Origin of the sequence: Bradyrhizobium septentrionale (genome assembly GCF_011516645.4) — a bacterium.
GTDB lineage: Bacteria > Pseudomonadota > Alphaproteobacteria > Rhizobiales > Xanthobacteraceae > Bradyrhizobium > Bradyrhizobium septentrionale.
On sequence record NZ_CP088285.1, the window covers coordinates 5,894,670 to 5,915,975 of the forward strand.

Annotated in this window: 15 protein-coding genes; 10 read left to right on the plus strand and 5 right to left on the minus strand. The window is 65.2% G+C overall.

Annotated elements, in window-relative coordinates; all coding sequences use genetic code 11:
• The first annotated feature begins 117 nt into the window (after positions 1-117).
• The 7 genes from HAP48_RS29935 to HAP48_RS29965 all read left to right on the plus strand — a co-directional run bounded on the left by HAP48_RS29935 (position 118) and on the right by HAP48_RS29965 (position 10,253).
• On the plus strand, positions 118-957 hold the full coding sequence (locus HAP48_RS29935; RefSeq protein WP_166203412.1) for an aldo/keto reductase: 840 nt from the start codon (positions 118-120) through the stop codon (positions 955-957).
• A 255-nt stretch (positions 958-1,212) separates the two neighbouring features.
• The gene (locus tag HAP48_RS29940) at positions 1,213-2,166 is read left to right on the plus strand and encodes a DMT family transporter (protein ID WP_166215270.1); all 954 of its coding nucleotides are present in this window, start codon (positions 1,213-1,215) and stop codon (positions 2,164-2,166) included.
• Positions 2,167-2,407: 241 nt separating this feature from the next.
• Positions 2,408-6,196 carry an autotransporter domain-containing protein gene (locus tag HAP48_RS29945; protein WP_166203414.1) on the plus strand — a complete coding sequence of 1,263 codons (3,789 nt, stop codon included), beginning with the start codon at positions 2,408-2,410 and terminating at the stop codon, positions 6,194-6,196.
• Positions 6,197-6,287: 91 nt separating this feature from the next.
• A complete protein-coding gene (locus tag HAP48_RS29950; protein WP_166203416.1) occupies positions 6,288-7,370 on the plus strand; it encodes a zinc-binding dehydrogenase in 1,083 nt (360 codons plus the stop codon).
• A gap of 81 nt (positions 7,371-7,451) precedes the next feature.
• Positions 7,452-8,210 carry an SDR family NAD(P)-dependent oxidoreductase gene (locus HAP48_RS29955; RefSeq protein WP_166203418.1) on the plus strand — a complete coding sequence of 253 codons (759 nt, stop codon included), beginning with the start codon at positions 7,452-7,454 and terminating at the stop codon, positions 8,208-8,210.
• A gap of 4 nt (positions 8,211-8,214) precedes the next feature.
• A complete protein-coding gene (locus HAP48_RS29960) occupies positions 8,215-9,474 on the plus strand; it encodes an NAD(P)/FAD-dependent oxidoreductase (RefSeq protein WP_166203420.1) in 1,260 nt (419 codons plus the stop codon).
• A gap of 110 nt (positions 9,475-9,584) precedes the next feature.
• A complete protein-coding gene (locus HAP48_RS29965; RefSeq protein WP_166203422.1) occupies positions 9,585-10,253 on the plus strand; it encodes an amino acid ABC transporter permease in 669 nt (222 codons plus the stop codon).
• A gap of 175 nt (positions 10,254-10,428) precedes the next feature.
• On the opposite strand, the gene HAP48_RS29970 is transcribed toward HAP48_RS29965, so the two are convergent.
• Together HAP48_RS29970 and ppk2 are read right to left on the minus strand one after the other, a co-directional pair.
• Positions 10,429-11,322: a transporter substrate-binding domain-containing protein gene (locus tag HAP48_RS29970; RefSeq protein WP_166203424.1), complete on the minus strand. Its 894-nt coding sequence runs from the start codon at positions 11,320-11,322 to the stop codon at positions 10,429-10,431.
• A 316-nt stretch (positions 11,323-11,638) separates the two neighbouring features.
• Entirely contained in the window at positions 11,639-12,502 is an 864-nt protein-coding gene (ppk2, locus tag HAP48_RS29975; protein WP_166215274.1) for a polyphosphate kinase 2, read from the minus strand.
• 241 nt (positions 12,503-12,743) lie between these two features.
• Here ppk2 and HAP48_RS29980 point away from each other — a divergent pair, with 241 nt between their 5' ends.
• Positions 12,744-13,916: a fumarylacetoacetate hydrolase family protein gene (locus tag HAP48_RS29980; RefSeq protein ID WP_166203426.1), complete on the plus strand. Its 1,173-nt coding sequence runs from the start codon at positions 12,744-12,746 to the stop codon at positions 13,914-13,916.
• 597 nt (positions 13,917-14,513) lie between these two features.
• Here HAP48_RS29980 and HAP48_RS29985 read toward each other — a convergent pair.
• On the minus strand, positions 14,514-14,810 hold the full coding sequence (locus tag HAP48_RS29985) for a hypothetical protein (RefSeq protein WP_166203430.1): 297 nt from the start codon (positions 14,808-14,810) through the stop codon (positions 14,514-14,516).
• A gap of 649 nt (positions 14,811-15,459) precedes the next feature.
• Positions 15,460-15,921, minus strand: a complete 462-nt coding sequence (locus tag HAP48_RS29990) for an Lrp/AsnC family transcriptional regulator (protein ID WP_029078130.1) — start codon at positions 15,919-15,921, stop codon at positions 15,460-15,462.
• Positions 15,922-16,063: 142 nt separating this feature from the next.
• Here HAP48_RS29990 and HAP48_RS29995 point away from each other — a divergent pair, with 142 nt between their 5' ends.
• Both HAP48_RS29995 and HAP48_RS30000 read left to right on the plus strand, forming a co-directional pair.
• Positions 16,064-18,430 carry a transketolase gene (locus HAP48_RS29995; RefSeq protein ID WP_166203432.1) on the plus strand — a complete coding sequence of 789 codons (2,367 nt, stop codon included), beginning with the start codon at positions 16,064-16,066 and terminating at the stop codon, positions 18,428-18,430.
• A gap of 302 nt (positions 18,431-18,732) precedes the next feature.
• The gene (locus tag HAP48_RS30000) at positions 18,733-20,166 is read left to right on the plus strand and encodes an aldehyde dehydrogenase family protein (RefSeq protein WP_166203434.1); all 1,434 of its coding nucleotides are present in this window, start codon (positions 18,733-18,735) and stop codon (positions 20,164-20,166) included.
• Positions 20,167-20,274: 108 nt separating this feature from the next.
• Here HAP48_RS30000 and HAP48_RS30005 read toward each other — a convergent pair whose 3' ends face one another.
• Entirely contained in the window at positions 20,275-21,237 is a 963-nt protein-coding gene (locus HAP48_RS30005) for an SMP-30/gluconolactonase/LRE family protein (RefSeq protein WP_166203436.1), read from the minus strand.
• Between the last annotated feature and the right edge of the window lie 69 nt (positions 21,238-21,306).

A 21,306-nucleotide genomic window follows, 5' to 3' on the forward strand; every position in this document is an offset into this window, starting at 1 on the left:
TCTTGCTGCGGAGTATGGGTCCCTGCTTTCGCAGGGACGACGGTGGGAGACATTGTCGCCTGTTTCCTTTATCGTTCTGCGCGGGGCCATAAGCGAACCACGCAGAACGAGGCGATCGTGCAGACAAAAAAATTCGGCAACAACGGCCCGCAGGTCTCGGTGATCGGGCACGGCACCTGGTATCTCGATCGCGGTGACCGCAAGACAGCCGTCGCTGCGCTGAAGCGCGGCATCGATGCCGGCATGACGCATATCGACACCGCCGAGATGTATGGTGACGCCGAACCCGTGATCGCGGACGCGATCGCCGGCCGGCGCGACGAGCTGTTCCTGGTCTCGAAGGTCTTGCCGAGCAACGCCTCGCGGCGCGGCACCATCACCGCCTGCGAGCGCTCGCTGAAGCGGCTGAAGACCGATCGGCTCGATTGCTATCTGCTGCACTGGCGCGGAACCACTCCATTTGCCGAGACGGTCGCCGCCTTCGACGAATTGATCGCCGCGGGCAAGATCCGCTCCTGGGGCGTCAGCAATTTCGACGCAGACGATCTTGATGAACTGCGCGATGTCGCGGGCGAGGGGAAGATCGCCTGCAACCAGGTGCTCTACCATCTGCGCGAGCGCGCCATCGAGCACGCCGTGATCCCGTGGTGTGAACAACATGGCGTCGCCGTCGTCGCCTACTCGCCGTTCGGCCACAATGATTTTCCCGCGCCGTCGAGCAAGGGTGGAACGGTGCTGCAATCGATCGCCGAGGCGCACCAGGCGACGCCGCGCCAGGTCGCGCTGAGCTTCCTGACGCGATTGCCGTTGGTGCTCACGATCCCGAAGGCGTCGAACGCCGAGCACGCGGCGGAGAATGCAGCGGCGGGCACGCTCAAGCTCAGTGATGGCGAGATATCAGCGCTCGACAAGGCGTTCCTGCGCGGGCCAAAGCCGCGCTCGCTGCCGATGCTCTGAACGGGATGCGCAAAATCAGAGGTTTGCGCCGCCTCGCTCCACACGGTTCTTAACAAACTGTTGCAGTTGCTGCCGCGCACTGGCTGCGGCAGGCCGTCGCGCACCCCGATGCATATCGGAGTCCCGTTTTCGGGCATTGTCCTTGCGGGGGAATTGGCGTTTTGTGATAGCAGCAGATTCCCCCTTGTTGCTTTCGAGATTGCCGTGACTCCGCCTCCCGCAGCAGCCGCCAGGCTGGACCGCGTTTCATTTCCATTGCCCGAGAAGACGGCGCCCGCAACGATAAGCGTCGCGCGCAAAGCGCCTGCGCGCACCGACCGGCCGTTCAAGGGCATTGCGCTGATCCTGCTGTCGACGGTGTTTCTCGGCACCTCCGACGTCACAGCAAAATATCTGTCGAAGACGCTGCCCCCGATCGAGATCACCTGGATCCGCTTCCTGGTGTTCGCGCTGATCATGATGCCGGCGATGCTGCCGGGCTCGCCGTTGCTCGCGCTGCGCAGCAGCCGTCCCGGCCTGCATGTGCTGCGCGGCGCCGCGCTGCTCGGCTCGTCCCTGATCTTCATCACCGGCTTGAGCTTCCTGCCGATCGCCGAAGCCTCGGCCACCAGCTTCGTCTCGCCGCTGTTCGTCACTGCGCTGTCGATCGCATTTCTTGGCGAGCGGGTCGGCATGCGGCGCTGGATCGCGACCGCGGTCGGCCTTGCCGGCGTGTTCATCATCCTGCGGCCGGGCACCAGCGCCTTCCACCCTGCCGCGATCTTTCCGATCGTCTCCGCGCTGGCCTGGGCCGGCACGCTGATCCTGACGCGCATGATGAGCGGCAGCGAGCGCCCGATCACGGTGATGACCTACTCGTCCATTGTCGGCTTGGCCATCGTCAGCGCGCTGGTGCCGTTCGTCTGGGTCGCGCCGAGCTGGCACGACGTGATGTTCGGCATCCTGATCGGTGTCGCGTCCACCGTCGGGCAGTGGATCGTGGTGCTGGCGTTCCGCTATGGCGATGCCTCGGTGCTCGCGCCGTTCTCCTACACGCAGCTGCTGTGGGTCAGCATCCTCGGCTTCCTGATCTTCGGCGAGCTGCCCGACGGCTGGACCATCCTCGGCGCGGGCTTCATCGTCGCCTCGGGCCTCTACACCGCGCATCGCGAGCGAATCCGCCGCTCGCAATTGCTGGCCGTGGCGAGCGAGCCGTCGCCCAACGCCTGACCGCGGTACCGAAAATCATGCGCTGGTTGCGAAAGCAGCCTGCCCTAGCGTTGCGCGTGTACCACAGTCGGGCCGAAACGTCGATCTCCGCAATCTGAATCGAAGGGTTTCGGAAACAATCGGCAATCTCGCAGTTCGCCGCATGCTAACCTGACCCCAACAGCGCCGCAGAGCGCTTGGGGGCGGTGCAGTGCATTTTGGTTTGTTCTTTGTCTTGTTGGGTCGCTCGTCTCGTCGTGCGGTGGCCTCGGCGGCCTTTGTCTCGGCGGCCGTCAGTCTGTTTCCGGTCAGTCCGGCGCAGGCCCAGAGCTTCACCTGGGGCGGCAGCGGCAGCACGACGAGCAGCGCGGACTACCAGCTCCCGACCAACTGGTCGACGACGTCGCCCGGCGCGCCGCCGATCCTCCCGACCCAATCCGCCATTTTCGATTCAGCGGGATCAAGCACGGTCACCATCGGCGCTGGTCCGATGTTTCCGGACTCTTGGACCTTCACCGCCAATTCGCAGTCGTACACGATCAGCGGTAACCCGGTTAACTTCGCCCTGACCGGGCCAACCGGCGGTCTGATCAACCGGGCCAACAGCGGCCAGACCATCACCATCAGCGCGAACATCAATGACGGATTTGCGCCCGGGGTGATGGTGCAGCAGCTCGGCAACAGCACGCTGGTGCTCGCGGGCACCAACGGCTACACCGGCGGCACGTTGATCTCGGCCGGCACCGTGCAGGTGACCAATGCGGATTCGGTCGGCACCGGCACCATCACGCTCAACGGCGGCACCTTCCAGATGCAGTCGCCGACCGTCTCGAGCGTCGCGTTCTCCAACAACATCGCGGTCAACGCCGCCGGCGGCACGGTCGATGCGAACGGCGCCCAGGTCGATCTCCAGGGCGTGATTGCCGACGGAAGTGGAGCGGGCGTTTTGCGGCTGATCGATTCGTCCGCGTCCGGATTCTCCAACGTTCAGCTCTCCGGCGTGAACACCTATACCGGCGGCACGCTGGTGGTCGATACGACCGTCGTCGTCAGCAACAACAAGTCGGTCGGGTCAGGCACGGTCACGCTGGACAATGCGGCGTTCCAGGCCGACGGCCTGAGCAACCTGACCTTCGGCAACAATTTCAGGATCAACACGTCGCCGATCGGCAGCGCGATCGACGCCAACGGCGTGAACCTCACGATCGCCGGCAACATCGCCGACGGCAACGGCCCCGGCAAGCTGACGGTGCTGGACAGCTCAGGCGGCCTCGGCCGTGTGGTGCTATCAGGCACCAACACCTATACCGGCGGCACCACGATCTGCGATTGCGCGACGCTGCAGCTCGGCGACGCCACCCACACCGCCTCGATCGTCGGCGAGGTCACCGTCGACGGCAAGTTCGACATCGTCAACGCGAACACGTCTGGAATCACCAAGATCGTCAACGACGGTTTCAATGGAATTGCCACCACGACGTTCTACAATGCGACGTCGGCGTCGGCAGCGACGATCGTGAACCAGAATTTCGGCATCACGGAGTTTCGCGACAGCGGCACCGCGGGCAATGCCACCGTGAGCAACACCAACGGTGCGCTCACGATCTTCCGCGACACGAGCTCCGCCGGCAGTGCCACGTTCACCAACAGCACTGGCGGCGCCGTGGTGTTCGGCGACGCGCTTGGTCCTCCTGGTGGCACCGACACCAGCACGGCCGCCAAGGCCGTGATCGACAACCATAGCGGTGGCAGCGCCGTGTTCCTGGGCCACACCAATGCGGGCCAGGCGACCATCATCAATCGCGATAGCGGTTTGACCGAGTTCTTCGAATTCTCGTCGGCCGCGTCGGCAACGATTATTACAGAAGCCAATGGCGGCCTCGGCTTCGTCCAACACAGTACTGCCGCGAACGCGACGATCGACAACAGCGGCACTACGATTTTCGGTGGGTTCAGCGTTGGTGTGGATGCGCCGACCGCGGGCAATGCGAACATCACCAACCGTTCCGGCGGCGCGCTGATCTTTGAGGCCTATGCGACGGCCGGCAATGCCACCATCACGACCGAGAGCGGCGGCACGGTCACCTTCCTCGGCAACTCGACGGGCGGTACCGCGCAGTTCATGACCCAGGGAACCGGCTCTGTGGACTTCGGCGGCGCCCTTGGTCCGAACGGCGACGGGCGCATCACGGCCGGTTCGATCGCAGGGTCGGGCACCTACTACATCGGCGGTGGCAACACGCTGACCGTCGGCGGCAACAATCTGTCGACCACTGTCAGCGGCGTGATCGCCGATCACAGTTTTTGTTGCTTCCCGGTCGGGCAAGGCAATCTGGAGAAGACCGGCAGCGGCACGCTGACCTTGTCGGGCTTCAACACCTATTCGGGCACCACCACGGTCAATGGCGGCATTCTGCAAGTCGACGGCGGGATCGCGTCGTCGTACCTCACCACCGTGAATGCCGGCGGCACGCTCTCGGGCATCGGCACCGTCAACAATACGACGATCGCAAGCGGCGGCATCATGCTGCCCGGCAATGCGACGCCAGGCACCTACCTGACCGTGGGAGGCAATCTCGCGTTGCAGTCCGGTGCGCTGTATCTGGTGAGCATCGGCTCGACCGCATCGACATCAGCCAAGGTGACGGGCACCGCGACGCTGGCCGGTTCGGTCGGCGTCAGCGCCGCCGCCGGCAGCACGGTTGCCAAGCAATATACCATTCTGTCGGCCGCCGGCGGCCGCAGCGGAACGTTTGCAGGCGTCGATTCAACCGGGCTGCCGTCCAATCTCGTGGCGACACTCGGCTATGACACGAACAACGTCTATCTCAATTTCGCGCTCGATTACGGCGCAGCATCGAAGCTCAACGTCAATCAGCAGAACGTCGCCACCACGCTGCAGAACTTCTTCAATGCCAATGGCGGCATCAGCGCCGTGTTCGCAGGCCTCTCGCCGAACGGCCTGACGCAGGCCTCGGGCGAGGGCGCGACCGGATCGCAGCAGACGACGTTCAATGCGATGAACCAGTTCCTCGGCCTGTTGACCGATCCGTTCGTCGCCGGACGCGACGGCGGCTTCGGTGGCGGCGCGGGCGCCACGCCGTTTGCCGAGGAGAGCGCGTCGCTGGCTTACGCGGCGCGCAGGACCGATCCGCGCGATGCGCTGGCCGCGATCTATGCCAAGGCGCCGCCGCAGCAGGTCGACTTCGCGCAGCGCTGGAGCGTGTGGGCGGCCGGCTATGGCGGCTCGCAGAGCACGAGCGGCAATGCCGTGCTCGGCTCCAACAACACCACGAGCAGCCTCTCAGGCACCGCGGTCGGCGCCGACTACCGCTTCTCGCCGAACACCATCGCCGGCTTTGCGCTCGCCGGTGGCGGCACCAGTTTCAGCGTCAACGGTCTCGGCTGGGGCCGCTCGGACCTGTTCCAGGCCGGCGGCTTCGTCCGCCACAGCGTCGGCGCGGCATACTTAAGCGCGGCGCTCGCCTATGGCTGGCAGGACATCACCACCGACCGCATCGTCACCGCTGCTGGCGCCGATCATCTGCGCGCCAACTTCAATGCCAATGCGTGGTCGGGCCGGCTCGAGGGCGGCTATCGATATGCGACGCCATGGATTGGGCTCACGCCTTACGCCGCCGCGCAGTTCACCAGCTTCGAGCTGCCGAACTATGCCGAGACCGTGGTCTCCGGCGGCGGCGCCTTCGCGCTCAACTATGCCGCAAAGAGCGTCACCGACACCCGCAGCGAGCTCGGCCTGCGCTCCGACAAATCCTTCGCGGTCGACGGCGGCATCGTGACGCTGCGCGGGCGCGTCGCCTGGGCGCATGACTTCAACCCGGACCGCAACGTTGGCGCCGTGTTCCAGACGCTGCCGGGCGCGGCCTTCGTGGTCAACGGTGCGGCGCAGGCGAGCGACTCCGCGCTGACCACGGCCTCGGCCGAGCTGAAGTGGCGCAACGGCTGGTCGGCGGCGGCGACCTTCGAAGGCGAATTCTCCAGCGTTACCCAGTCCTACGCCGGCAAGGGCGTGGTGCGTTACGCCTGGTAAGACTTCCCGTACTTGCGTTTTCGCCCGAAGCGGCTATCCCTTCCTGAAGAAAACGCAACAATGAGTGGGCCAAACCCACGCGGGAGGAACGATGCGCGCAGCGATCTTCAGGAGCGGCGAGATTGTCGTAGGCACCATGCCGGAACCGAAGCCGGGCGCGGGGCAAGTGCTGGTCAAATCGCTCGCCTGCGGCATCTGCGGTTCCGATCTGCACGCCCGCAAGCACGCCCACCGCATGGTGGAGCTGAGCAAGTTCCTTCCGGGACGTGCGCCGATGGATTTGTCGCGCGACGTCGTGTTCGGCCACGAGTTCTGCTGCGAGATCCTCGATTACGGCCCTGACACCACGCGCAAGCTGAAGCCCGGCACACGGGTGTGCTCGCTGCCGGCGGTGCTGACGCCGGAGGGCCCCAAGGGCATCGGCTATTCCAACGATTATGTCGGCGCCTATGCCGAGCAGATGCTGCTCAGCGAGCCGCTGCTGCTCGAAGTGCCGAACGGGCTTGCCGCCGAGCATGCCGCGCTCACCGAGCCGCTTGCGGTCGGCGTGCATGCGGTGGCGATGGCCAACATCAGAGGCGGCGAGGTGCCGCTGGTGATCGGCTGCGGGCCGGTAGGGCTAGCGGTGATCGCGGCGCTGAAGATCAGGGGCCTCGGCCCGATCGTCGCCGCCGATTACTCGCCGGCGCGGCGCTTGCTCGCCGAGAAGATGGGCGCCGATGTCGTGGTCGATCCCGCGACGACGCAGCCCTATGCGAGCTGGGCCGAGCACGCCCAGATGACGGAGGCGGAGAAGGCCGCGCGGCCGCCGATGCAGGCGCTGCTGCCGCCGCTGAAGCCGGCGCTGATCTTCGAATGCGTCGGCGTGCCCGGCGTGCTGCAACAGCTGTTCGAAGGCGCGCCACGCAGCGCCCGCATCGTCGTGGTCGGCGTCTGCATGGAGACCGACAAGTCCGAGCCGATGCTCGGCATCATCAAGGAGCTCAACGTCCAATACGTGCTCGGCTACACGCCGGAGGAATTTGCGTATTCGCTGCGCCTGATCGCGGAAGGCCAGGTCGATGCCGCCTCGCTGGTCACCGGCCGCGTCGGCATCGACGGCGTCGCGCAGGCCTTCGCCGATCTCGCCAATCCCGAGGCGCACACCAAGATCCTGGTCGAGCCGTGGCGGTGAGCCCTTGGCGGCGCGCGGTTTGCATTTCATGACACCGAACCTATAGTTCGTTGTCCTTGCAATACTGACAGTACGCACCGCATGCGGGTTTCAATCATCACGGGAGGCGGCTCCGGCATCGGCGCTGCGGTTGCACGCCGGCTCGCCGGCCCCGATCAATGCCTGATGCTGCATGGACAGGGCGCCGAGGCTGCCGGGTTGGCGCGGCTGAATGCGGTTGCGGAGGAATGCCGCGGCAAGGGCGCCAAGGTCGAGCTTCTCACCGGCGATCTCGCCAAAGCCGGCGCGGGCACCGCGCTGGTCGAGGCAACGCGCGCCGCGTTCGGGCCGGTCGACAGCATCGTGCACGCCGCCGGCTTTGCCGACCGGCGCGACTTCGCCAGCCTGCCGCGCGAGGCGCTGGAGCGCGCGTTCGCGGTGATGGCGGCGGCATTCCACGAGATCGCGGCGGCCGCGCTGCCCGATCTCACGCGCGACGCAAAGGGCCGCGTCGTTGCTGTCTCGAGCTTCGGTACGCATCGCTTCGTGCCCGGTGCCACCTATCCGGGATCGGCCGCGGCGAAGGCCGCGCTCGAGGTGCTGGTGAAGTCGCTGGCAATCGAGCTCGCCGCCTCCGGCGCCACCGCCAACGCCGTGATGCCCGGCTACACCCGCAAGGATCCCGGCCTGTTCGGCGCGCTTGACACTGCGACCTGGGAGCGCGTGGCGAAAGCCAATCCGATGCAGCGCCTCGCCGAGCCGGACGAGGTCGCCGCCGTCGTCGCATTCCTGCTGTCGCCGGAAGCGGGCCACGTCACCGGCGCCACGCTGCCGGTCGATGGCGGCCTGACCTTGATGTGACGGCATGAGCGAGGGCACGGCTGCGCAACAAGCTGACGTCGTCGTGCTCGGCGCCGGCATGGTCGGCGTCTCGGCAGGCCTCGCCGCGCGGCAGCGCGGGCTCTCCGTCATCATCGTCGACCGCCGCGAGCCGGGCAGCGAAACCTCCTACGGCAATGCCGGCATCATCTCGTCAGGCTCGATCCTGCCGCTCAACACGCCATCGCTGCTGAAGAACCTGCCGAAATATCTCACCAACACGCATCCGGCGCTGCGCTGGAATCTGCCGTGGGCGCTCGCCAACGCCGGCTGGGTGATCCGCTTCCTCGCCACCGCCACCCCGTCGCAGACAAAACCGCGCGCCGCCGCGCTGCACGGCCTGATCGGCACCTCGCTGCAACTGCACCGCGACTGGATCGTGCAGGCCGGCGCCGGCCATCGCATCCGCGAGACCGGCTGGCTCAAGGCCTGGCGCAGCGATGGGCTCGCCGCCGCGAAGGCCGAGCAGGCGGCGCTCGCCGAATTCGGCATCATGAGCGAGGTGCTCGACCGCCAGGCGATCTCCGCGCTCGAGCCCGGTATCATCCCTGCCTACAGCACGGGCCTGCTGCACACCCAGACGGCATCGGTCGATTCCCCCGGCGCGGTGGTGAAGGCCTATGCGCAGATGCTCGCCGGTCACGGCGGCACAGTCAGGCAATCCGAGATCCGGCGGATCGAGCAGCACAACGACGGCTGGCGCGTGCAGCTTGCCGACGGCGAGATCGCCGCGCGCCATGCCGTGGTCGCGCTCGGGCCGTGGTCGGCCGAGCTGCTGCGGCCGCTCGGCTATCGCGTGCCGCTGGCGTTCGAGCGCGGCTATCACCAGCATTTCGTGCCGAACCCGGCACGCAAATTGCTGCGGCCGATCCATGATGCAGAGGGCGGATTCCTGATGACGCCGATGGAGCAGGGCATTCGCGTCACCAGCGGCGTCGAGTTCACCGCGCGCGACGCGCCGTCGAATTATGCGCAGCTCGAGGCAGTGGTGCCGATGGCGCGCAGCGTGGCCGAATTCGGCGATGCCGTCGGCGAGCGCTGGCGCGGCGCGCGGCCGACATTGCCCGACAGCCTGCCGATGATCGGACCAGCGCCGCGGCATCGCGGCCTCTGGCTCGCCTTCGGCAACCAGCATATCGGCTTCACCACCGGCCCCGGAACGGGCGCCGCGGTTGCCGCGATGATCGCAGGCGATGCGCCGCCATTCGACCTGAAGGCGTTTTCGCCGGACCGGTATATCGCGTGACTCGCGTGAGGCCGCCTGCGATGCTGAGGCGTCCAAAGCGTTTTCGAGCGAAGTGGGCACCGGTTCGCGTGAAGAAAACGCGTCAAAGCTAAAGTCAACCGAGGGGCAGGATGAACTACGTTTGGGATTTCGCGATCCTTGGCAAGTACAGCCATCTGTTCTTGCTCGGGCTCGGCTGGACCATGGCCTACACGATCGGCACCATCATCCTGGGCACATTGATCGGCCTGATCGTCGGCATGCTGCGGCTGCGGCGGATTCCCGTGATCGACTGGCTGCTGATCGCCTACATCGAATTGTTCCGCTGCACGCCGCTGCTGGTGCAGATCATCTGGTTCTATTACGCGTTTCCGGTCGTGATCGGCGTCAACATCCCGGCGCATGCCGCGGCCGTCAGCGTGCTCTCGCTTTATGGCGGCGCGTTCTATGCCGAGATCGTGCGCGGCTCGATCGAGAGCGTGCCGGTCGGGCAGTGGGACGCCGCGAAGGCGCTCGGCTTCCGCGGCTGGCGCTTGATGCGGCTCGTGATCCTGCCGCAGGCGCTGAAGCCGATGATGGCGCCTTACGTCAACCAGTCGGTGACGCAGCTGAAGAACACCTCGCTGGTCTCGATCATCGCGGTGCCCGATCTCGTCTACAACGCGACCTTGATCAACGCCGACACCTACCGGCCGCTCGAGGTCTACACCATCGTGGCGCTGATCTATTTTGCGATCCTGTTCCCATCGACGCTGGTGGCGCGGCGGCTGGAGCGCGGGCTGACCTATGACAAGGTGTGAGTTTGTTTCCTCTCCCTCTCCCCGTTCTTACGGGGAGAGGGTTGGGGTGAGGGGCTCTCACCGCGAGTATCGATGCTCGAAAGACCTGTACCCCCTCACCCGGATCACATCTGGCGATGTGATCCGACCTCTCCCCGCAGGCGGGGAGAGGTGAAGAAACCGCTGGATTGCGCGGCTAGATACTCAACTCCACCGGCACGTCCTCCGGCTTCACGCCGGCAAGCCCGAGGCCCTTGACGAACCATTCGCGCATCTGGCCGATGCCTCTGTTATAGTCGACCCACACCGAGAGGAAGTCGCGCCAGCGCTTGTCGCCCTCGCGGCGCACTGCCATGCCGCTCGCGATCGTCACCGACGGCGAGGTCAGGATCTTGTAGGTGCCGAGATTGGGGTTTTTGGCGATCGCGGTCAGCCCGAGCACCAGCGCGTTGACGACGCAATCGACGCGGCCCGAGGACATTTCCAGCATCACCTCGTCGCGCGACTTCAGCGACTTGATGGTGGCGTTCGGCGCAAAGCGCCGCGCCACCGCCTCGTTGGCCGAGCCGACGTCGACCGCGATCTTGACCTCCGGCTTGTTGATGTCGGCCCAGGTCTTAGCATCTGAAGCCTTGGCCTCCAGCCCCTTCTTCAGCATCGCGCCGAACGGATGCGGGAACACCAGATTGGTGAAATCGACCACCAGCGCGCGCTGCGGCGTCGGGTTGAGCGCGAAGCCGAGATCGATCTTGTTGGCCTGCAAATCGAGAATTGAATTGCCATAGGTCGATTCGACATATTCCAGCTTGACGTCGAGCAGCTTTGCCAGATCGTTGGCCATCTCGATCGAGAAGCCGGACCAGGTGCCGGAGGCGAGATCCTTGTTGAAATAGGGCAGTTCGCCCGGCAGCACGGCGATCCGCAGCACCTTGTTGGCGCGGATACGATCCAGCGTGTTGTCGGCAGGCGTCTGCGCCGCGGCCGGGGTTGCCAACGCGGCCACCAGCGCGGCGCCGCTGCCGATCCCGAGCGCATAGCGCAGCGCGTCACGGCGATCTTCGGAAATTGTGATGTCGTCGGATTGAGTCAAGCGGGCCTCCCTGCACCAGATCGGGGAAGCCTAGCGTCGGGATTTGGCCGCAGCAATAGTGCGGGCCTCCGCCAATAGTAGGCGCAGTTGCCCAAGTGCTGGCCTTCTTACCTCGCCCCGCTTGCGGGGAGAGGTCGGATTGCATTTGGAATCAACTGGACTCTCCGCACCGTCATGGCCGGCCTTGTCCCGGCCATCCACGTCTTTTCTCGCGCGGAAACGAAGACGTGGATGCCCGGGACAAGCCCGGGCATGACGAGTTTGTGGGGACGTTGAGCGCTTGCCGCAAGCGGGAGCGCGCAGATCGCACCCCGGATCAATACCTTCCCGGCACGTACATCTCCGGCGGGATCGGGCCGCGGTGATAGTCGGGGTTGCGCACCCGGGGCGGCAGCACGACCGGTTGGTGCTGCACAGCCTGATACGGCATCTGGCTCAGCAGATGCGAGATGCAGTTGAGCCGGGCGCGCTTCTTGTCGACGGCGTCGACGATCCACCACGGCGAGTCCTGCAGATGGGTGCGCTCCAGCATCGTCTCCTTGGCCTTGGTGTACTGCTCCCAGCGGGTTCGCGCCTCGACGTCCATCGGGCTCAGCTTCCACTGCTTCAGCGGGTCATGGATCCGCATCGAGAAACGGAACGCCTGTTCCTCGTCGGTGATCGAGAACCAGTATTTCAACAGGATGGTGCCGGAGCGGATCAGCATGCGCTCGAATTCCGGCACCGACTTGAAGAATTCCTCGTACTGCTCGTCGGTGCAGAACCCCATCACCTTCTCGACGCCGGCGCGGTTGTACCAGCTGCGGTCGAACAGCACCATTTCGCCGCCGGCCGGCAGATGCGACACGTAGCGCTGAAAATACCATTGCGTGCGTTCGCGCTCGTTCGGCGCCGGCAGCGCCGCGACGCGGCAGATGCGGGGGTTGAGCCGCTGGGTGATGCGCTTGATGACGCCGCCCTTGCCGGCGGAATCGCGCCCCTCGAACAGCACCACCACCTTCTTCTTCTCGTGCTGCACCCAGTCCTGCAGCTTCACCAACTCGCCCTGCAGCCGTAGCAATTCGCGGAAATAGAGTTTGCGATCGATCGACGGATGTCCAGCGGACCCGTCATGGTCGAGCTTGTCGAGCCTGACGTCGTCGAGCTCGAGCTCAAGTTCCTCATCGAAGCTGTCGGCCATCTCCTGGTGGATGCGGGCGCGCAAGGCTTCGTCACGGAAGGCTTCGTCGCGCAAGGCTTCATCTCGGGAGGCTTCGTCGGTGAGGTGGGGGGCGGTCATGCAGGTCCGTCTTTCAGTGTGTTAGATGGATCGACGGGAGCATTGACGGGCGATGTTACCCCTCTATGACAATGGCATGACCGCTGTTTCACGCAGTCGGCGGGACTGTGCTAACAAGCGCCAACAACAATGGGAGACGCCGATGATTTCGCTCACGCTAAAAGACGTCCTGCCGGAGGACGCGACCGCCGGCACGCTGGTCGGACGGGTCTGGTTGCCGCAGGCCGGCGGCCCGGCCGTGGTCGCGGTGCGGGCGGACGGCGTGTTCGACGTCACGGCGCGGTTCCCGACCGTGAGCGCGCTGTGCGAGGAGAGCGATCCCGCAGCGGCGTTGCGCGCGACCAAAGGCGAGCGGCTCGGCGATTTCGACGCGATCCTCGCCAACACGCCGCCGGACCGCCGCGACGGCACAAAGCCGCATCTGCTCGCGCCGGTCGATCTGCAGGTGCTGAAGGCCGCCGGGGTCACGTTCGCGATCTCGATGCTGGAGCGCGTGATCGAGGAGCGGGCGCGCGGCAATCCATCCTCTGCGGAAGCGATCCGCACCGAGGTGGTGTGGCTGGTCGGTGACGATCTTTCCAAGCTGAAGCCGGGCTCCGAGCAGGCGATGAAGCTGAAGCAGGTCTTGATCGATCAGAACGCCTGGAGCCAGTATTTGGAGGTCGGCATCGGCCCGGACGCGGAAGTGTTCACCAAGGCGCCGACGCTGTCCTCGGTCGGTACCGGCATGGATGCCGGGCTGCATCCGAAGTCGACCTGGAACAATCCGGAGCCGGAGGTCGTGCTCATTGTTTCCGGCGCCGGCAAGATCGTCGGCGCCGCGCTCGGCAACGACGTCAATCTGCGCGACTTCGAGGGCCGCTCGGCGTTGCTATTGTCGAAGGCCAAGGACAACAACGCATCGTGCGCGATCGGCCCGCTGCTCCGCCTGTTCGACCAGACCTTCTCGCTCGACGACGTCAGGAAGATGGATGTCGGCCTGACCGTGAAGGGCGCGGACGGTTTCGTGCTCGAAGGCCATTCCTCGATCTCAAAGATCAGCCGCGACCCGACCGATCTGGTCGCCCAGACCATCGGCCCCGTGCACCAATATCCCGACGGCTTTGCGCTGTTCCTCGGCACGATGTTCGCGCCGGTCAAGGACCGCGACGCCAAGGGTGAGGGCTTCACCCACAAGCGCGACGACATCGTCACCATTGCCGCGCCCCAGCTCGGCAAGCTCGTCAACCGCATGCGCAGCAGCGACGAATGCGAGCCCTGGAGCTTCGGCGTCGGTGCGCTGATGAAGAATTTGGCGCAGCGCAAGGTGCTGTGAGGGCGCGGGCAGAGCGTAGGGGGTAGCCGACCACGTCCGCCGTAGCTCAACGAGCGAAGGCGGAAGGCGTAACTCACCATCTTCGCCGCGAGCGACACTGTGGGTTGCGTCTCCGGAGAGGCGCGCAGCGCAAGCGCACTCAGCCCGAACATGTTCAGAAACCTGCGCGGCAGGTCGATCGTGTGCTGCAACTTGCGCGCGCTGCGCGCAGCGAAGTTTGGATTGCCACTTTTTCCCGATTTGTGTGATCTGCTTCACGCTCGTCGGCGCATGGTCCGTGTCAACATATCGGCTCGGACGCGAACAGAAGGAGTCGCGGACATGCGCGAATGGTCAAAGGGACTGCCCGATTGGCTCGCAACGGATATGCTGGTGATTGCCGTCGCACTGGCCATCATCGTGACCGGCGTGTGGATCGCGCCGTAGCTGGGTTGTTGCGCCGTCGTTCAGCCGATCTGGCGACCAGCTTCATGCCGACGGTCGTGACGCCTGCTCAGTCATACCCTGCCGGCCCGGCAGCCAGATAGCCGGGCTGTCGGTTTCGTTGAACATGTCCGCAAGCATGTCCGCGCCGGTCGTCGCGCCGGCGCGCCCCGGTCACGGACAGACTTCCTCGTTGAAGCCGCCGGACTGCTGCTCAAGATGGCAGCCTTTCCTCACCGGGCGACAAGGGACGCCGTTCTTGCAGAAGATCTGCGCCGAAGGCTGGTCCTTCGCCTGCGGCTTGCGCTGTGTGACAGGCTTCTTGTTGCCTGGTGGATCTCCGGCGATTTGTGCGTTTGCCGCCGCGGTTGAGGCGAGGGCGACGACAATCATTGCGGCCATTGACGAAGCTTTCACGACGGTTTCCTCCAGATGTCCGGGAGACCAATGCGGGGGATCGCTCGCGACCATATCGCAAATCCCGTGAAGGCGCCCGGTGGGTAATGGCTCCGGGCCGCTTGCGGGGTTGCACCTCGATCACTGAGTTGCCCGACGCGTCAAGTCCTGGCAGCAAAAATATTTCGGTTTATCGGAACGGCAACTCGGTGTATGGTTCGCCCGTCTCACCCGATGGAGGGGCGCTTCGCGATCGTCACGAACGCGGTGTGAGATGCGGTGGACGCCGATCATGCAGGCGACGAACGCATGTGAAGCGGACGGCGAAGTCGTGCAGGCCTGACGCCCTAGTGGTAGGTGTCCTCTCCTAAAGAAGCTAGCGCTTCTCAGGGAAGGCGGTGACAACCAAGCCCAGTCTCGCCGGGGCGAGCACGTATAAGCCGTAAGACCATCGCGCAGGGAAAGCCGGATTGCTCCGGTTACACCTGTGGTCCTACCCCCGAGCTTTCACCCTTTGCTCGGGGCCCATGGGTGCGATCGGCACCCGGCTTTCCCTGCGCCCTCTGCAAGAGAGAGGGTGGAACGAAGAGCAAAGCTCGGGCAGATCATGTCGCGAGAATGCGGATGTTTGACTCACAGACCGTCCAACAAAACTCGGCGTCGTCCTGGCTTTCGCCAGGACGACACCGTGGTGTTGGCACGGTCGGCGTCCCCACCAACACTTCTACACCGGCAACGCGGTCGAGTACTTCACCTGGCTCAGCGCAAAACTCGACTCGATCGAGGCGATGCCGTCGAGCCGGGTCAGCTTGTTCTTCAGAAACGCTTCATAGGAGGAGAGGTCGGCGGCGACGACGCGCAGCAAATAGTCGCGGTTGCCGGTCATCAGATAGCATTCGAGCACCTCGTCCCATTTCGAGATCGCGCGGGCGAAACGGTTGAGGTCTTCCTCCTTCTGCCGCGCCAGCTTGATCGAGATGAAGACCGAGACATGCAGCCCGATCGATTTCTGGTCGACGGTTGCGATGTAGCGAGAGATCACGCCGCGTTGCTCGAGCAGCTTGACCCGGCGATGGCAGGGCGACACCGACAGCCCGACCTTGTCGGCGAGTTCCTGCATGGTCATGCGGCTGTCGGTCTGGAGCAGACTCAGGATCTTGCGGTCGATGGCGTCGAGGGCAGGCATTGAGATGAACTCGTTGGTTGCGGCCGGATCGTGGGAATTTATCCCAATTTTTTCTGTGTTGTCGCGTGGAATTGAGATTTTCGTCGGCCCCAGCGGCAGTAACATCGCCGATATCGCCCGGAGCATCGCCAGGAACATCGTCATGGGAATTGCGCCTGAACGCCTCGATATGCTCACAGCCCTGGCCCGCAAGGTGCTGTGGCTGTCGTCATGGACCATCCATCACGCCAACCATGTCAGGCAAAATAGCGACGGGTTGAAGGTCGGCGGCCATCAGGCGTCGTCGGCCTCGCTCGCCAATATCATGTCGGCGCTGTATTTCTCGGTGCTGCGGCCGCAGGACCGCGTCGCGGTGAAGCCGCATGCGAGCCCGGTGTTCCACGCCATCCAGTATCTGTTCGGCCACCAGACCCGCGACAAGCTGGAGAATTTCCGCGGCTACAAGGGCGCGCAGTCCTATCCGTCGCGCACCAAGGACGTCGACGACGTCGATTTCTCGACCGGCTCGGTCGGCCTCGGCGTGGCGCAGACCTTGTTCGCTTCGCTGGTGCAGGATTACGTCAAGGCGCACGGCTGGATGAAGGACCGGCCCGAGGGCCGCATGATCGCGCTGGTCGGCGACGCCGAGATGGACGAGGGCAACATCTTCGAGGCGCTGCTCGAGGGGTGGAAGCACGGCCTGCGCAACACCTGGTGGGTCGTCGACTATAATAGGCAGTCGCTCGACGCCGTGGTGCGCGAAGGGCTGTGGGCCAAGTTCGAGACCATGTTCCGCAATTTCGGCTGGGACGTGGTGATCGTGAAGTACGGCAAGCTGATGCTGGAGGCGTTCGCCGAGCCCGGCGGCGAGGCGTTGCGGCGCTGGATCGACAATTGCCCGAACCAGATGTACGCGGCGCTCTGCTTCCAGGGCGGCGCGGCGTTCCGCAAGCATCTGCACGACGACATCGGCGACCAGGGCGCGGTGACGGCGCTGATCGACCGGCGCAGCGACGACCAGTTGCTGGCGCTGATGTCGAACCTCGGCGGCCACGACATGGCGAGCATGATCGAGGCCTTCGAGGCGGTCGACCACGACCGCCCGGTCTGCTTCATCGCCTACACCATCAAGGGCGTCGGCCTGCCGATGCAGGGCCACAAGGACAACCACGCCGGCCTGATGACGGTGGCGCAGATGGAGAAGTGGCGCGCGGCGCAGAACATCCGCACCGGTCACGAGTGGGACAAGTTCGAGGGCCTGTCGCAGCAGCCTGCCAAGCTCGAGGCCTTCCTGGCGGACGCGCCGTTCAACCGCGAGGGACGCCGCCGCCTGTCGGCGCCTGAAATCGACGTGCCGGAGCGGCTCGCCTTCAAGGCCTCCGCGCAGATGTCGACGCAGCAGGGCTTTGGCCTCGTGCTGCACGAGCTGGCGCGCGGCGACAGTGAACTGGCCTCGCGCATCGTCACCGCGTCGCCCGACGTCACGGTGTCGACCAATCTCGGCGGCTGGGTCAACCGCCGCGGGCTGTTCGCCAAGGCGGAGAACCACGACCTGTTCCGGCAGGAGAAGATCCCGTCCGCCTTCACCTGGGAATATTCGCCGAAGGGGCAGCATCTCGAGCTCGGCATCGCCGAGATGAATTTGTTCATCATGCTGTCGGCGCTCGGCCTGTCGCACCAGATCAATGGCGCGCGGCTGTTGCCGGTCGGCACGCTGTACGATCCCTTCATCGAGCGCGGCCTCGATGCGTTGAACTATGCCTGCTACCAGGATGCCCGCTTCATGGTGGCGGCGACGCCGTCGGGCATCTCGCTGGCGCCGGAAGGCGGCGCGCATCAGTCGATCAAGACGCCGCTGATCGGGATGGGGCAGGACGGGCTCGCCTCGTTCGATCCGGCCTTCGTCGATGAACTTGCCGTGATCATGGGCTGGGGTTTCGGCCACATGCAGCGCGAGGGCGCCGAGGGTGGTTCGGTTTACTTGCGGCTCTCGACGCGAACGCTGGAGCAGCCGCAACGGATCATGACGCCGGACCTGCAGCGCGACATCACCGATGGCGCCTACTGGATGCGCAAGCCGGGGCCGAACTGCGACATCGTGATTGCCTATACCGGCACCGTCGCGCCGGAGGCGATCGAGGCGGTCGGCCTGATCGGCGAGAGCCACCGCGACGTCGGTCTCCTGGCGGTAACCTCGGCCGACCGGCTCTATGGCGGATGGTCCGCCGCGCGGAATTTGCGACGCGACCGCCGCGGCGTGCAGCATCTGAGTCATATCGAGCGCATGCTGGCGCCGCTCAGCCGCGACTGCGGCATAGTGACCGTGATCGACGGCCATCCGGCCTCGCTCGGCTGGCTCGGCAGCGTGCGCGGCCACCGCCTCGAGGCACTCGGCGTCGAGCATTTCGGCCAGACCGGCACGATCGGTGACCTCTACCGCCACTACGGCATCGACGCCAACGCCATCATCGATGCGGCGGAAAGCCTCTCCGTCGGCGCGCCGGTGCGGCATCGCAAAATGGCGGTGTGATTTGGAATGGGCCCCGGACCGGCGTCGCAACGCTTCGCGCTGCGCCGCATCCGGGGCACCAAGGCGGTCGGCCAGGGAGGTGTTCGTGTCCCGGACGCGGCGCGGCACGGAGTGACGCGACGCAGAGCCGGGACCCATTTGGCGCATGCCTTGCCACCACTCGGGCGGCTACCTTATATCTCGCGGGCGCGCACGAGCCGCGCCCCGCACATGGCGGGTTCAATTCGCCGGGCTTTCGTGCAAGGATGCCTGCCGAACGCTTTCGTTCCCCCATTCCATACGCCCCGTACAAGAGGTTTCCGATGGTCAATCGCATGCAATTCTACATCGACGGCGCCTGGGTCGATCCCGTCGTCAAAGGCAAGTCCACCCCTGTCGTCAATCCGGCGACCGAAGAGGCGATGTACGAGATTGCGCTCGGCTCCAAGGCCGATGTCGACAAGGCAGTCGCCGCCGCCAAGCGCGCGTTCGAGACGTTTTCCCAGACCAGCCGCGAGGAGCGCGTCGCGCTGCTCACCAAAATCATCGAGGTCTACAAGGGCCGCATGAAGGAGATCGGCGCCGCCGTCTCCGACGAGATGGGCGCGCCGCTGCCGATGGCGGAGAAGCTGCAGGCCGGCGCCGGCCTCGGCCATCTCATGAATACCCTCGAAGTGCTCAAGAAGTACGAGTTCGAGGAGACCATGGGCACCGCTGTGATCGTGCGCGAGCCGGTCGGCGTGATCGGCATGATCACTCCCTGGAACTGGCCGCTCAACCAGATCGCCTGCAAGGTCGCGCCCGCGCTCGCCGCGGGCTGCACCATGATCCTGAAGCCCTCGGAGTTCACCCCGACCTCGGCGCTGATCTTCGCGGAAATACTCCATGAAGCCGGCGTGCCGAAGGGCGTGTTCAACCTCCTCAACGGCCTCGGCCCGGAGGTTGGTGCCGCGATGAGCGAGCACCCGGACATCGACATGATCTCGTTCACCGGCTCGACCCGCGCCGGCGTCGACGTCGCCAAGCGTGCGGCGCCGACCGTGAAACGCGTCAGCCAGGAACTCGGCGGCAAGTCGCCGAACGTGATCCTCGAAGGCGCCGACCTCGCCAAGGCGGTGACCGGCGGCGTGATGCACATGTTCAACAACTCGGGCCAGTCCTGCAACGCGCCGTCGCGCATGATCGTGCCGCTCTCCAAGATGAAGGAAGTGGCCGCGATCGCGAAGGGCGTCGCTGACAAGACCAAGGCCGGCGATCCGCGCGCTGACGGCACCACGATCGGTCCGGTGGTCAACCGTGGCCAGTGGGACAAGATCCAGGCGCTGATCCAGAAGGGCATCGATGAGGGCGCAACGCTCGTCGCCGGCGGCCCGGGCCTGCCCGAGGGCGTCAACAAGGGCTTCTATGTCCGTCCGACCATCTTCGCCGACGTCACCAACGACATGACGATCGCCCGCGAGGAGATCTTCGGACCGGTGCTGACCATCCTCGGCGCCAAGGATGAGGCTGAGGCGGTGAAGATCGCCAACGACACGCCCTATGGTCTCGCCGGTTACGTCTCGGCCGACTCCGTGGAAACCGCGCGCCGCGTCGGCCGCCAGATCCGCGCCGGCAACGTCAACCTGCAGGGCGTGCCGAATGAACGCTCTGCGCCGTTCGGTGGCTACAAGCAGTCCGGCAACGGCCGCGAGTGGGGCCGCTACGGTCTGGAAGAATATCTCGAGGCCAAGGCTGTCGCCGGCTACAACGCCGCGTAAGCCGAACCACGAGAGACGCGATTTCTGGCGCCGGGGCGGATCACCGCTCCGGCGTCAGACATTTGGAGATGCCGTTTTGTCCTCTTTGCCTTCCGCAGTGGGAGGCAACTAACCGCCGAGTGCACCTTGGGTGTTGACGTACAGCGCATAGATCGACTGGCTCGCCGCCATGAACAGGCGGTTGCGCTTCAGTCCGCCGAAGCAGAGGTTGGCGCAACGCTCCGGCAGCGCGATGCGGCCGATCATGACGCCGTCGGGCGCGAACACCACGACGCCGTCGAGCTCGGGATCACCCATGCCCCAGCCGCACCACAGATTGCCGTCGATGTCGCAGCGCATGCCGTCGGGCGTGCCGGGGCCGGCATCGATGAAGACGCGCTTGTTGGAAATCGTCGTGCCGTCGGCGGAAACGTCATAGGCCAGGATCTTGCGGTTCGGCTCGCCGCGGGATTCCACGACATAGAGGATCTTCTCGTCCGGCGAGAAGCACAGCCCGTTCGGGCCGAGCACGCCTTCGGCGACGATGCTGGCGTTGCCGGTCGCGGGATCGAGCCGGTAGACGTTGGGCGCGATCTCGGGCTCGGCCTTGTAGCCCTCGTAATTGCCGAGCAGGCCGAAGATCGGATCGGTGAACCAGATCGCGCCGTCGGATTTCACCACGACGTCGTTCGGCGAGTTCAGCCGGTTGCCGCCGAACGAATCGATCAGCACCGTAATCGATCCGTCATATTCGGTGCGCACCACGCGGCGGCCGCCATGCTCGCAGGTGATGAGACGGCCCTGGCGGTCGCGGGTGTTGCCGTTGGCGAAATTCGACGGCTTGCGGAAGATGCTGACCGCGCCGGTCTCTTCCTCCCATTTGAGGATGCGCTGGTTCGGGATGTCGCTGCACAACAGATAGCGGCCGTCGCCGAACCACACCGGACCTTCGGCCCAGCGCAGGCCGGTGGCGATGCGTTCGACGGCGGAGAGCTTCAGCCAGTATTTCTCGAAGCGCGGATCGAGCGCGTGGATCGCGGGATCGGGATAGTAGGTCGCGGGACGCCAGCCGGCGGAATGGACATCGGACATTTGCTGTTCTCGTTGTTGTGTTTCGATGGTGTTTCCTTGAGCGCCTGGTTTGCTATCATTGTCGGCCTG